The organism is Chryseobacterium sp. SIMBA_028 (assembly GCF_046535285.1).
Taxonomy (GTDB): Bacteria; Bacteroidota; Bacteroidia; order Flavobacteriales; family Weeksellaceae; genus Chryseobacterium.
On record NZ_JAWRWZ010000001.1, the window covers coordinates 429,772 to 443,945 of the forward strand.

The following is a 14,174-nucleotide window of genomic DNA, read 5'->3' on the forward strand; positions in this document are numbered from 1 at the left end:
TTCCTCATTCTTCAGAAATATTATGAGGAGTTTGCTGCTGCTAGATCTGTAAATGAACAAGAATGAAAAAACAGGATAAAAATATTTCTTTCAGACAGGTAGAAATAGTAAACCAATTTCTGGCTGAATTAGACCAACACTTGGCTGATCTTCAGTCAGGGCAAGTTGAAACAGCGTATGAAGTTAATCAATTTGCAGAGCTTTTATTTATCAATCCGAATCACTTAAGTGATACTGTCAAAGAAGTTATAGGAAAATCACCATGTGCCGTGTATGAAGAGAAACTGATTGTTATTTCTAAAGATATGATCATTAATACCAACAAGCCTATTAATGAGATCGCAAGAATATTAGACTACGATCCTTCTAATTTTACGAAGTTCTTCAAACGATTTACTGGCAAAACACCAAAAAAATACAGAAATGACAACCGTCCTGATCTAAAAACAGAAAAGGTTACCATTTAAACAGAAAAGGTTACTATTTTGTCTGTCATACGCTTTTTAATTTTACACTATTATTTAATGGTAAAATTATGACAAGCAAAAAGACAGCTCTGATTACAGGAGCAAATAAAGGAATCGGTTTTGAAACAGCAAAACAACTTTTACAACTTGGGTATTTCGTCTTCATTGGAAGCAGAGATCTTAACAGGGGTTTAAAAGCTCTTGAAACCTTAAAGGATTTGGGTTATACGGATGTTGATATTTTACAAATTGATGTCACCAATCTACTCTCTGTGCAAAAAGCCAAAACTGAACTGGAATCTAAAATTTCCAAACTGGATGTTCTGATCAACAATGCAGGAATAATAGGAGAAATGCCTCAAAATGCATCTTAAATTTCTTTAGATAATATCAGAACCGTTTACGAGACCAATTTTTTTGGAGTAATCCAGGTAACCCAACACTTTTTGGATGTAATGAAAAAATCCGAACATCCTAGAATAGTAAATGTTTCCAGTGATCTTGGTTCCTTAACTAATCATAGCGATCCCAATTATGAATTTTATGAGGTTAAACCTATCGCCTACTCCAGCTCAAAAACAGCAGTCAACACTTTTACAGTAATGCTTGCTTATGAGCTTAAAGACACAAATTTTAAAATCAATAGTGTCAACCCCGGATTCACCGCTACTGATCTTAATGGATTTACCGGATATCAAACTCCTGAGCAAGGAACTAAAGCTATCATACAATTTGCTACAATTGATGAAAATGGACCTTCTGGAAAATTTTTCAGTGATGGATTTGAAGTAGCCTGGTAACCCTCTCAAAAAAATTATAAAGTAGAATGCTTTCATTATAATAAAAAAGAGTGATGATGTTGAAACAAAAAAGCGCCTCAGAAATTCTGAGGCGCTTTCGGTTAATTAAAGGTTTAATTTATTTATCTAAATGCTTAGGAGTAAATCCGTCTTCATTTAGTTCTCTGTGTACGTATTCTGCTTTCATTTCCGCTTCGTAGTCTACTTTAGTATCCTTACCCATTCGTCTTAGAACGGAGTCAAATAGGGAGTATACTACCGGTACAATGATCAAGGTAAGGAATAGAGATGATGTTAAACCACCAATAACTACCCATGCAAGACCTTTGTTCATTTCTGCTCCTGCTCCACTTGCCAATGCAATCGGTAACATCCCGAAGATCATCGCAATGGTTGTCATCAGGATCGGACGAAGACGTGCATGGTTGGCTTGTACCAAAGCATCATGTGTACTGGCACCGGCTGCTTTTCTAGCATTTGTAAAGTCAACGATTAGAATTGCGTTCTTCGCTACAAGACCAATCAACATGATCATACCCAACATGGTGAAAATATTCAATGAATTGGCTGTCAAGGCTAGGATAACCATTACCCCGATCATCGCCAATGGAATAGAGAACAATACCACGAAAGGATATACAAAACTATCATATAGTGAAACCATTACCAGGTATACCAATACGATAGCCGCTAATAGCGCAATCCCTAAAGTACCGAAACCTTCCTGCTGGTTCTCCATATCACCACTCCAGATGTAATCTACACCAATAGGTTTTTTCTTGCTATCCATGAACTGATTTGCCCATTCATTGGCAACGTCACCCACTGGTCTACCTACTGCTTTTGCTCTTACTTTTACTGATGGAGATTTATCTCTACGCTCAAGCAAACTTGGTCCTGAACCCATCTTTACATCTGCAAACTGGCTCAAACGAATTTGTTGTCCCTGAGGGTTTGTAAACATTAGGTTTTTAACATCATCAATGGATTGTCTGTTCACATCTCCAAAACGGATATTAATATCGTATTCATATTCTCCGGCTCTGAATTTTCCGTCTGTATTTCCGTTGAATGCAGTCTGCATCGTCTGTCCTACACTTGAAAGGTTCAGGCCTAAAGAAGCCATTTTATCTCTGTCAATAGATACCTGTACTTCAGGGTTACCTGAATCTGTAGATAATTCTGCATCTACTGCTCCAGGAACTTTTTTCAATAATTCTAAGATTCTTGTTGCTTCTTTTACAGCTATTGCATTATCCGGAGCTGTTACTACCATTTCGATTGGAGCATTTTCAGCCCCCATAATCCCGATTGGAGCAGTTTTGAACTCAACTCCTGTAAACTTCTCCTCTAGCTCTCTTTTTATTTTTGCGGCTTTGATATTGGTGCTTTCAGAACGTTCAGATTTATCTGTTAAGTTTACCTGAACCTCAGACTGATACGTTGTTGCCTGAGCACCCCCAAAACCTGTAGACTGCTGCCCTACTGTTGTAATAAGGTCTACAACATCTTTATCGTTTCTTAAAAACTTCTCAACATCTAATGTTAATTGGTTTGTTTTCTCAACGGTTGCATCTTTTGAAAGCTCCATCTGTACCAAGAACTGACCACGGTCAATTGGTGGGAAGAATTCTCCTCCAATGAAACCAAATGCTACCAGCATGAATGAACTGATCAAGACAATAAATGTAATAATCACGGTAGAAATTCTTCTCAATGTTGTTTTCAGACACCATTCAAGAATTCCTGTGATCCAGTGCGTGAAGCTGTCAATTAATCCTTCAAACCAAAGAATGAATTTCTCGAACCAGTTTTTACCTGTTAAATGCTCTAGTTTACCAAATCTTGATGACAACCAAGGAATGATGGTAAATGAAGCCAACAATGATAATAAGGTCGCAATAACCACCGTGACGCAGAACTGAGCCAAAATGTTTGCCACAAGACCTGAACTCATTGCAATCGGTAAGAATACCACCACAATTACCAATGTAATGGCAGCAACGGTAAATCCGATTTCTGAAGCTCCGTCATAGGCTGCTCTGATCTTGCTTTTGCCCATCTCCATGTGACGGTAAATGTTCTCAAGTACAACAATTGCATCATCCACAAGGATACCTACCACAAGCGAAAGTCCTAGTAAACTCATCAAGTTCAAGGTATACCCCATTAGGTTCATCCCAATGAATGCTGCTACCAATGAAGCCGGGATAGAAACCATTACGATAAATGCATTTCTGATACTGTGAAGGAACAATAACATTACAATTGCCACAAGAATAATCGCTAAGAATAAGTCGAAAATAACGTGGTTTGCAGATTCTAGGGTAAATTCTGTTGTATCGTTTACAATTTTTACTTTTACTCCCTGAACTTTATACGCTTCTTCTACTGTTTTAATGGTTTTCTGAACACTTTCAGATACAGCCACCGCATTTGCGTCAGACTGTTTTTTCACCTGCATCAAAATTGTAGAAGACTGATTGAATCTCGCTACTTTTTCAGCATCTTTCTGAGAGTCAAAAACTGTTGCAATATCAGATAAACGAACCTGTGCACCATTTTTATTGGAAACAACAAGGTTGTTCATTTCCTCAATCGACTTATATTTCCCTGATAATCTAATCGTAGATTTTGAAGTTCTCGTTTTCAAACTACCTGTAGGGAAGTCAAGGTTTGAGGAAAGAATTGATTGTTGTACATCTGCTATAGAAAGTCCGTACCCCTGTAATTTTTTCTCATCAAGGTTCACCTGAATTTCTCTTTCCTGTCCACCTACAAGATCAACCTGAGCCACACCGTTTACACGAGAGAAAATAGGTTCTATCTTTTTATCTAATAAGTCATAAAGGTCCTTACTATTTAGTTTATCAGATGAAATACTCATGGTGATAATAGGTAGATCATCTAAGGAGAATTTATTCAGTGACGGTGCTTTTACATCATCCGGAAGGTCTGCCAAAATAGCATTTACCTTTCTCTGAGCATCATTCAAAGCATAGTCAACATCTGCTCCATCGTTCAGCTGAACCATGATAACGGATAAACTTTCGTATGAAGAAGATTCTACTTTTTTCACGTTTTCCAAAGAACCTACGGCATCCTCAATCTTTCGGGTGACGGAGGTCTCCACCTCGGCCGGTGAAGCTCCCGGATATACCGTGGAAATAGTTACCATGTTGGTTTCAAACTTCGGAATCAATTCGTATCCCATGAGCGTATAACTCAGGATACCTCCCAGCGTCAGAATTGTAAATAATACAATTACCAACGAGGGTCTTTTAATCGATATTTCTGCTAACTTCATATATCGTTTACTTTATAATGTTTACTTTAGATCCGTTGTCCAGGTTGATCTGTCCGCTGGTTACCACTTGCTCACCTCCGTTCAATCCGCTTAGCACCTGTACTTTATCTCCGTAAACTTTTCCAATGGTTACTTTAATTAATTTAGCAACACCATTCTGAACAACAAATAATTGTCCTGAACTTACTCCGTTTACAAACGCTTCAGCAGGAACTGTCAGCATATTCTGAGTTTCTGCACCGTTGTTTGTACTAAACTTAGCTGTTGCATACATCCCTGCTTTTAGGTTTCCTCTGTTCTGAACTTCAATTTCAACAGGGAAATTCAAAGAAGCATCACTTTTTGGAGCGATAAATGTAATTCTACCTACAAAAGAATCCTCAGGTAAAACGTTAACCTTGATTGGAACCTCCTGACCTAACTGAATTTTTCCGATCTGGCTTTCGTCTACCAATACAGAAAGCTTCAGGCTGTTGATATTAACGATTTCAAACATAGAAGTTCCTACAGAAACAACGGTACCCGGCTCAACCATTTTTTTATTGATTGTACCACTGATACCTGCACGAATACTGGTATCATTTACTCGTACTCCCTGTGCTTTCACAGCTGCCTGCATATTTTTCAGCTGTAACCTTGAGTTATCAAGCTGTTGTTTTGTAACTCCACCTGTCTTATATGCACTTTCGTAACGTTGGTTATCGATAATAGCATTCTGTAGATTGTTTTGAGCCTGTGTAACGTCAACTTCGATAGCATCTCTTTTTATTGTTGCTAAAACCTGGCCTGCCCCTACTCTTGATCCTTCTTTCACCAAAACGCTTACAATACGTCCTGAAATTTCAGAAGATTGATTCATCTCCTGCTTAGGAAGAAATGTTCCGTTTGCAGAATAGTCTGTATCTATATTTTCTCTTGCAACCGTTACAATGTTTACATTGATTTTATCTACCTGCTTGGCAACCTCCTTTACTTCCTGAGTCTGCTTTTCTTTGTTACCGGCAATCTTATATGCGGCCAACCCTACAAGTACAGCTGCTACGATGATATATATTAAAGTTTTTTTCATTTTAGTTTATTATAAGTTTTGTAGTGTGTTTAGTTCACCCTTAGCTTTTATTAGCTTGATCTCCGCTTGCTTGTAATCTAACAACGCATTAGAATAATTCTGTTTTGCCTGTGTTAAAGCATTTTCAGAATCCAGTACTTCTGTAAGTGTTGCTAAACCATACTGATAATTGGATTGGGTATTTTTCTGTACTCTTTCTGCAAGATCTACGTTATCTTTCATACTCTGGATATTGATGATTGCATTTTCCATATTGGTTATGGAATTTTTATAATCCAGATCCAAACTCAGCTGCGTTTTTTGGATATCCTGATCCAAATCCTGAAGATCAATTTCTGCCTGCTGAATTTTAGCTTTTGTAGCCCCACCTGTGAAAATAGGAATATTAACATTCAGACCGATTGCTGAATAATCACTCCAAAGCACTCCATTATTAAGACCATTGGTTAAAGGAAATTTCTTTCCCATTCCAGCCCAACCATAGTTTGCTGTAAGGTTAACAGTAGGGTAAAGATATGCTTCTGTAGCTTTTTTGTTAAACTGAAGAAGCTCTCTATTTTTATTTAAAACTCTGATTTCTGTACGATTATCAAGGTTAACGTTACTTGCTATCAATTCAGGTTTTGGCTCAATAGTTTTTTCTTCAAGCTCAATATCTGTACTGATAGGAACTCCCATATAAAATTTCAGAGCATTTTTTGAAAGCTCAACAGAGTTGATTAGCTGTTGTTTGTTTGAACCAATATTAGTAAGCTGTACATTGGTACGATCTAAGTCTATGCTTTTTGCAAGCCCATTATCTACCAAGCTTTTAATAACATTTCTTACTTTCTCAGTATTGGCATAACTAGCTTTTACCGTTTTAAGGTTTTCTTCCTGTACAAACACCTGATAATAAGCTGTTGCTACATTTTCAATGATCTGTTCATTGGTCAATTCAGCATTCAGTACGTAAAACTCTCTTGTAGATTTTGCTGCCTTAAGACCTGTGAAAACTCTCTGGTCAAACAACGCCTGCTGAAGCTGAACAACAGCACTGGAGCTCCAAGGCTGGCCCAACTGAGCTCTGATTCTCTCTCCCCCAAATTCAAGCAAAGATTCTTGAATAACTGGATTGTATGTAAGTCCGGCTGTTGCACTGATCTGCGGAAGAGCACCGGCTCTGGCCTCATCAATCTTATATTCGGCTTTCTTTATCTGTAAAGCAGCTTTCTTAGCCTCTGCTTTATTTTGAAGTGCCTGTTTGATTGCCTCCTGCAGAGAAACCTGCTGCTGAGCAGACACTGATGAAAAGCCGAAAATCATAAATGCTGCAGCTATCCCTATTTTTAGCTTTCTAGCAGTTATACGTTTTCTGTTCATAATTTTATACTTCGTTTATTTTTTTATACACTTGTTATTATTTTCTTTCTAAATGACGAATCATTTTTAGAAATACTTTATATTTTTTTAGTTTTTAAATAACATATTGATAATGATTTCTTTTCGTGCTGAAATAATCTTATCATAATCCTCATCACTAATCATTAGATTCTCCATAAAAAGAGGTCTAATTGCACTTGGAAAAACCAATAATGAAACCATATTCAGTATAAACTGCACCGGATCCATTGTTTCAATATTTCCCAATTCCATTTCTTTCTCGATATCGCTGTACATTTTTTGTAGGATATCTTCTTCTATTTCTCTTTGATGGCAGGTTCCCTTATTGATCTGGGAAACAATATAACTTTCCAGATAGGGGTACTGAAGACTGGTAGAAAGGCTACTCTCTATAAATTCACTGATCTTTTCCTTGAATGGAAGATCTGAGTTCTGGATAATCTTAGATTTTTCCTGTTCTACTTTTTGAGCTTCATCAAATATGATCTGAATCAGCTTGTCTCTTGATCTAAAATAATAGTTAATAAGGGTTCTGTTTACTCCCGCTTCATCAGCTATTTCCTGCGTAGTAGCATCAAATTTTCCTTTCACAAAGAATAAATTCTTCGCTGTCTCCTTGATCAATTCCTGTGTTTGGTCTTTTTTTGCTTGATTTGACATTTTTGTTAAACAAATTTGTGCAAATTTATATCAAAATTTATTTTTGACAAAATTGTTAAACAAAAAAATTAAACAAAATTGTCATGACATTCGTCAGGTTTCAAAAAAAAAAATAAAATTCAGTGATTTATTATTTAATACTTAACCAAAAGGGTATTTTCATATCTTTACTGTAAAAATTAATAACCGATGCCAAAAATTTTATTTCTCCTCTCATTTTTGAGTGGGATATTTATATTTTCTCAAAAAAAAATATCAGCAAATCATTCTTATTATTTTTATGAAAACAAGGGCCAGATCCTTGACCAGGATGGAAAAGAAAACAAGAATGTAAAATATCTATTTCATTCTAAGGGATTAAATGTACAATTACATACTAATGGGTTTTCTTATGATATTTATGAAACAAAAAAAACAGCAAATCCTAATTTTTCAAAAAAATCTGACAAACTTATTCCCAATCCCAGACATTATAATATTGATGAATTCATCTATGAAAAACTGATTCATAGAATTGATATTGAGTTTGTAAATTCTAATAGAAATCCAATTATTACTACAGAGGGAAAGTCTCCTGATTATGACAACTATTTCAATCTTCCTAATAACTCTAAAAGTGTAACAAATGTCCATCGTTTCCAAAAGATTCGATATAAGGATATCTATCCAAACATTGACCTTATATTCTTCAAGCCTAACGATACTATAAAACCAATTGAATACAATTTCATTATCAATCCAGGAGGAAAGGTCTCGGATATAAAAATGAAATTTAATGGAGCACCTACATCCATTAAAAATGACAAACTTACTATGAATGTTCGCTTTGGGGAAATTCATGAAAATATTCCTAATAGCTGGATCATCGCTGATAAAAAGGAAAATATAAACATTTCTTTTAATGATCTGGGAAACCAGACTTTTGGGTTCAACTCTCAGAATGACACTTATAAAAACACCCTTGTTATTGATCCTGTTCCTACAAGAGTTTGGGGAAGCTATGCCGGAGGGTATGGCGAAGAATACGGAAGAATAGAAACGGATAGTCAAAATAATGCTTATTTGTTTGGCTCTACCAATAGCACAACCAACTTGGCAACTTCTGGGACTTACCAACAAATTATAATAGGAACCTTTGATTCTTTTTTAACAAAAATAACCAAAGATGGACAAAAGCTATGGGGTACTTATTATGGAACACCGCTAAATGATTCGTTTGAGGATGTTGATTTTGATGGAAATTTCAATATTTATGCAGGAGGCAAAACGTATAGATTAGGAAGTAACACAGATGCTACATTAGTTAAGTTTAACAATAATGGAGGTTTAATCTACGAAAAAAATTTTATAGGCAACTCACCTGATGAACTATATACTGTCTCTTACAACAGTGGACAGGTATTTCTAGGCGGACAAACAATGAGTCCTAATTTCCCAGTTTTAAATGCATCGCAGCCAACAAAACTAAGTCCCAATGGTTATGCTGATGCTTATCTGACTGCACTAGATGCATTAACCGGCAATATGATATGGTCTTCATTTTTTGGAGCTTCAGATCACTCAACTGCTATTTTTAACATATTCTCTTCTTCAGGGGACTTAGAAATTATTGGAGCGACCCAATCACCATTAATCCCAATGGTTAATCCCTTTCAACCAACTTTTGGAGGGGTATCAGATGGATTATACTTAAAGTTCTCAAAAACAGGAACATTATTAAGATCTAGCTATTATGGATATTCTATTCAGGAATTTGTATGGGAGGCAAGAATCGTAAATAATATTTTAATACTTGCAGGTGAGTTTCCTAATCTAAATGGGCCAATCTATGGCCCAGCAGGAATTTGGAGGGTAGATCTGGCTACCAATGCTATCACCAAAGTTACTCTACCTTTTCATTATACTACTCAGCTTACAGCGTATATTGATTCTGAAAGTAATGTATTTTTCAGTGCACTATCCAATGTAGGCCAAACCGATATAGCTACTTCTGATGGTTATATGACATCCACCGGCCCATATATGAAGACCTCAATGATAAAATATGACCTCAATAATAATAAAGAATGGGGTACATTTTATGGAGGTAATGGAGGTACTCAATTGGGTCGCATTACAAAAGACAGTGATGGGTTCATTTATTTAACAGGAATGTCTAGCAACAATACGACAGGAATTGCCACTCCCGGAACTTTTCAACAGCAGGGAGGGCATCCTTCTAATGACATTTTTATTGCTAAGTTTAAAGATTGTAAATCTACAACAACATTAACGTCCAATTCTCCAGTCTGTCCTAATTCTACCATTCAACTTAATGCCAATGGAGGAACAACTTACAAATGGACTGGTCCTAATGGATTTACTTCTACCCTACAAAACCCGACCATTCCTAACGCTACTCCTATAAATGCAGGCACCTATTTTTGCCAGGTTACAGGATCATCCTGTGATGGCGTTTTCACAATGGATGTTACTATTGGTGATAGTGTACTACCGGTTCCAGATATTATTAACCTACCCGATATTACAGGGGACTGCAATACAATAGTCACCAACTTCCCTACTGCTACAGACAACTGCGCTGGGATACTTACTGCAACTACAACAGACCCACTATCATACTCCATTCCAGGAAACTATGTTATTCATTGGACTTATAATGATGGCCATGGAAATATAAGAACACAAAGCCAAAATGTAATTGTTAGCCCTATTGCAATTCCTATGAGTGCAAGTACATCACTAATCTTTTGTGCGAAAAACAATCCGAAAATTTCAGACATTCAGATCACAGGCCAAAATATAAAGTGGTATGATGCTGCAGGTGGTATTTTGCCAATAACAACACCTCTTGTAAATGGGCAAACTTATTATGTAACTCAAACTATTAATGGTTGTGAAAGTAGCAAAGGAGCCATTCAGGTAACCGTAAACACCACTCCTAAACCCACAGCTAATGTTAATCAAGAGTTCTGTGAATCAGCAAATCCAGCACTAGATAAGTTGATAGTAACGGGAGCATCATTGATATTCTATAATGCAGCCGGAAATATATTACCCATTACAACACCTCTTGTACATGGGCAAACTTACTACGTAACCCAAACATTAAACAACTGTGAATCTGAAAAGCTAGCTATTTCTGTAACGCTTACTCAGGATAATGTTCCTGCTAAAGACTATTCAGAGACACTATGTAACAATAATACAGGAAATACAATGACTGTAAACCTTCATTCTTATGAAGGAAGTATCATTAATAATCCCGGCAACTATATTTTCACTTATACAGATACAGCTGGAAATCCTATTGCCAGCCCTTCAACTTATGTTTTAAATATTGGAACAACAGTTATTCGTGTGAAAGTATCCACTGCAGCCGGATGTTTTAAAGTAGTGAGATTAAGCTTAACTTTAAATCCTAAACCTATTGTTACTCTTCCTGCAAAGTTGGATTTTTGTGCAGGTAAGTCTGCAATTCTGGATCCTGGGCCAGGATTTAAATCTTATTTATGGAGCACAGGAGCCACCACTCAAACCATTACAGTATCTACTCCAGGAACTTATTCTGTAAAGGTAACCAACAATTTCGGATGTGAGAATACAGCTTCCACCCAAGTTACTCATACTGTTTTACCTTATATTGTATCAATAAATATTACAAACACTACTGCTACCGTTATTCTTTCCGAAACGGGCAGCTTTGAATACTCTTTGGATAATTCCACCTGGCAGGATTCCAATATCTTTACTAATCTAAGTATGGGAGAATACATCGTGTATGTAAGAACAAAAGCAGGTTGTACTATTGGGCAGAAAAAATTCTCCATTTTCAATATTCCAAATGTAATCACGCCTAACGGTGACGGAATCAATGATACCTGGAGAATAGCAGGATTAGAAAATTATCCCGGAACTGAAGTTCTCCTATACGACAGAAAGGGAATGCTTATTTTTAAGGAAGTAATAAAGAAAGCTCCTTTTCAGTGGAACGGAAAATATGACCTACAACCCATTCCTACCGGAAGCTATTGGTACACGATACAGGTTTCTGATGGAAGAAATTATAACGGATGGCTATTGATTAAGAATAGAGATTAAATAAAAAGAGCAGAATTATCTGCTCTTTTTGTTTTATAATAATTTGATTTTGTCTTCCGTAATATCGATGATCTTATCTTTATAGAGTCCTCCGATTGCTTTTTTAAAATTCTTTTTACTCATCTGAAGTTTATCCTTGATCTCTTCAGGGGAAGATTTATCCGAAACATATAGAAGTCCATAATTTTCTTCCAGTTTATCCAAAATCTTTTGTTTGAATTCATCAATGTTTTCAAAACCATCAGATTGTAGGGAAACATCAATTTTACCATCTTCACGAATAACCTTGATATAACCTTTCTCCTCCGACAAAGGATATAGTTTTTTGAAAACATCCGAAGTATATATTAAACCTATGTATTGTTTATTGATTACCACATTCCAGCCCAGTTCACTTTCATTCATCATGATAAGATCTACTTTATCTCCTTTTTTGAATGGAAGATCCTGATATTGTGGATTTCTTTTGAATTTTGTAGTTCCTGTGATTAGTTGCATATCTTCGTCTACATAAATATAGACCAAGTATCTTTTTCCCTCAATGATCTTAGTTTTCTGTTGTTTGTAAGGAATAAAAAGATCCTTAATAATTCCCCAGTCCATAAACGCTCCACTAGGAAGACTCTGCACACAGCTCATTACTGCAAATTCACCTACTTCTGCCAATGGAATCTCAGTGGTAGCCTTTAATTTATCATCGTCCTGATAAACAAAAACCTCAACATACTCTCCTATTTCCTGATCTTCACGAATGAAGATTTTAGGAAGAAAAGCCTTTTCACCGGATTCGTCCGTTAAGATCCATCCTGAATTATTTTTATCTAAAATTTCTAAATTCTGAGTTTTTCCGAGTTGCATTGATGATAAATTAGCTGACAAAGGTACGGAAATTTGAAGATTTTAACCTAGTGAATACTTTTAAGAATTATTTTATCTTTCCAAAAGCCTTTAAAACCTCTACATTTGAATAAAAATACCGAAAAAACATGAAAAAATATTTCGCTATACTATTTCTTATTTCAATGACCACTGCAAACGCACAACTACTGGAAAAAACAGCCATCAATGTAGCTTATAGATACACTGGAAGAAATGTTTTGCAAGCCGGACTTGAATTCAGACTGGGTGATTCTCGTTATCAATCTGTCATTCTTGGTCCATCCATCCTTTATACACGCATCAATCAAACCGATAAATTTCTTCCAGAAGCCCATGCCTATTACACTAATAATGGACAACTATACGGCGTTTCGGTAAACCCATACTCCTTGGAGCCTAGAATTGGAATCTCATTGTTCAACATGTTATTTCTCAATACCGGATACGCTTTTCCCATACACAAAGAGAAATACTTTAAGGGGGTTACCTTTGGAGTCCAGTTCAATATTGCTCCCAATCACTCGAAGTTTTATGACAAAATGAAGATCATGTAAATTTATCCGGATAATTGTATCAACTAAATTTTCTCTCGCGGATCTGTCTGATTTTGCAAATTTTTATATCATTAACATATACTAAGAGCTAAAGAATGTCTCTCTGTGTGTACTATAACCTGGAAATGTAATCCATGAGTTCTCTTTTGCTGTTTTCAAAATCAAATGCATCGTAGACTACAAAATACTTGTTCTTATCAGCACAATTACGATACATAGATTTCGCTAAAGCCAGTTTATTCTTATCAAAACTAAGCGATTTCACCAAGTCTCTTATCTGTACAGCGGTAAACATGGTATTACGCATCTGTTGATTAATCATTGCAACTTTACCATCGTCAAAACTTTCATTTCTCTTCAACATATCAAAAAACTGACGGAAAGTAGCATTATCCATGACATTTCCCGCATTATTCCAATTTCCGGAGTTACTACCGTAGGGATTATTCCAGACATCATTCCAATTATTAAATCCGTATTGTCCCTGAACAGGATATGAATCTAAAAGATATAATCCTTCATTTGTAAAAAAGTCCAGCACCATTCTGCCATTATTGCGAAGCATTAAAATAGTTTTATATATTAAAACCCCATTTTCATAAATAGAGACAGGCACTCTCCCGGATTGTAGATCAAAGAAGCGATATTTTCCTGAGCCATTTGCTATCATCTGATCTCCCACCTCAACCGTAAAAAAACCTTGTTCAGGAATTCGCAGAAAAACCTCTGCATATCCATAGTTTTTATTCCATTGATAATTGGGGCTTTTTATCTTATTATTGGGGCAGTCTGAATTGCGTTCAAATGTTTTATTTCTTGCATTCATACCGTTTGGAGCCTGCATTTCTGTGGTAGAAGCTTCATTTCTTAGCAGTTCTCCTGCTTTTCCTGCTTCCTGGGCAAATGAACTGATACCTATCAAAAGCATTGAACTTATAAAAATTTTCTTCATTC

The 14,174-nt window shown here is 36.1% G+C and carries 9 protein-coding genes and 1 pseudogene; 4 read left to right on the plus strand and 6 right to left on the minus strand.

What is annotated here, in order from left to right:
• The first annotated feature begins 62 nt into the window (after window positions 1-62).
• Complete coding sequence (locus tag SCA31_RS02025) at window positions 63-467, plus strand: helix-turn-helix domain-containing protein (RefSeq protein WP_410695150.1); 405 nt, start codon at window positions 63-65, stop codon at window positions 465-467.
• 68 nt (window positions 468-535) lie between these two features.
• Window positions 536-1,267 (plus strand): annotated as a pseudogene (locus tag SCA31_RS02030) (SDR family oxidoreductase).
• 118 nt (window positions 1,268-1,385) lie between these two features.
• Here SCA31_RS02030 and SCA31_RS02035 read toward each other — a convergent pair.
• From SCA31_RS02035 to SCA31_RS02050, 4 genes are all read right to left on the minus strand, one after another.
• Entirely contained in the window at window positions 1,386-4,574 is a 3,189-nt protein-coding gene (locus SCA31_RS02035; protein WP_410695152.1) for an efflux RND transporter permease subunit, read from the minus strand.
• A gap of 7 nt (window positions 4,575-4,581) precedes the next feature.
• Window positions 4,582-5,643, minus strand: coding sequence for an efflux RND transporter periplasmic adaptor subunit (locus SCA31_RS02040; RefSeq protein ID WP_106917640.1), 1,062 nt, complete (start codon window positions 5,641-5,643; stop codon window positions 4,582-4,584).
• Window positions 5,644-5,652: 9 nt separating this feature from the next.
• Window positions 5,653-7,005, minus strand: coding sequence for a TolC family protein (locus SCA31_RS02045; protein WP_410695153.1), 1,353 nt, complete (start codon window positions 7,003-7,005; stop codon window positions 5,653-5,655).
• An 87-nt stretch (window positions 7,006-7,092) separates the two neighbouring features.
• Window positions 7,093-7,686, minus strand: coding sequence for a TetR/AcrR family transcriptional regulator (locus tag SCA31_RS02050; protein ID WP_106917642.1), 594 nt, complete (start codon window positions 7,684-7,686; stop codon window positions 7,093-7,095).
• 189 nt (window positions 7,687-7,875) lie between these two features.
• Here SCA31_RS02050 and SCA31_RS02055 point away from each other — a divergent pair, with 189 nt between their 5' ends.
• Window positions 7,876-11,787, plus strand: coding sequence for a T9SS type B sorting domain-containing protein (locus tag SCA31_RS02055; RefSeq protein WP_410695154.1), 3,912 nt, complete (start codon window positions 7,876-7,878; stop codon window positions 11,785-11,787).
• Window positions 11,788-11,820: 33 nt separating this feature from the next.
• Here the strand turns inward: SCA31_RS02055 and SCA31_RS02060 are convergent, their stop codons facing one another.
• Entirely contained in the window at window positions 11,821-12,645 is an 825-nt protein-coding gene (locus SCA31_RS02060) for a S1 RNA-binding domain-containing protein (RefSeq protein ID WP_410695155.1), read from the minus strand.
• 128 nt (window positions 12,646-12,773) lie between these two features.
• Here SCA31_RS02060 and SCA31_RS02065 point away from each other — a divergent pair, with 128 nt between their 5' ends.
• Complete coding sequence (locus SCA31_RS02065) at window positions 12,774-13,220, plus strand: hypothetical protein (protein WP_410695156.1); 447 nt, start codon at window positions 12,774-12,776, stop codon at window positions 13,218-13,220.
• Between the two features lie 112 nt (window positions 13,221-13,332).
• Here SCA31_RS02065 and SCA31_RS02070 read toward each other — a convergent pair whose 3' ends face one another.
• The gene (locus tag SCA31_RS02070) at window positions 13,333-14,172 is read right to left on the minus strand and encodes a DUF4476 domain-containing protein (protein WP_410695157.1); all 840 of its coding nucleotides are present in this window, start codon (window positions 14,170-14,172) and stop codon (window positions 13,333-13,335) included.
• Window positions 14,173-14,174: the final 2 nt, after the last annotated feature.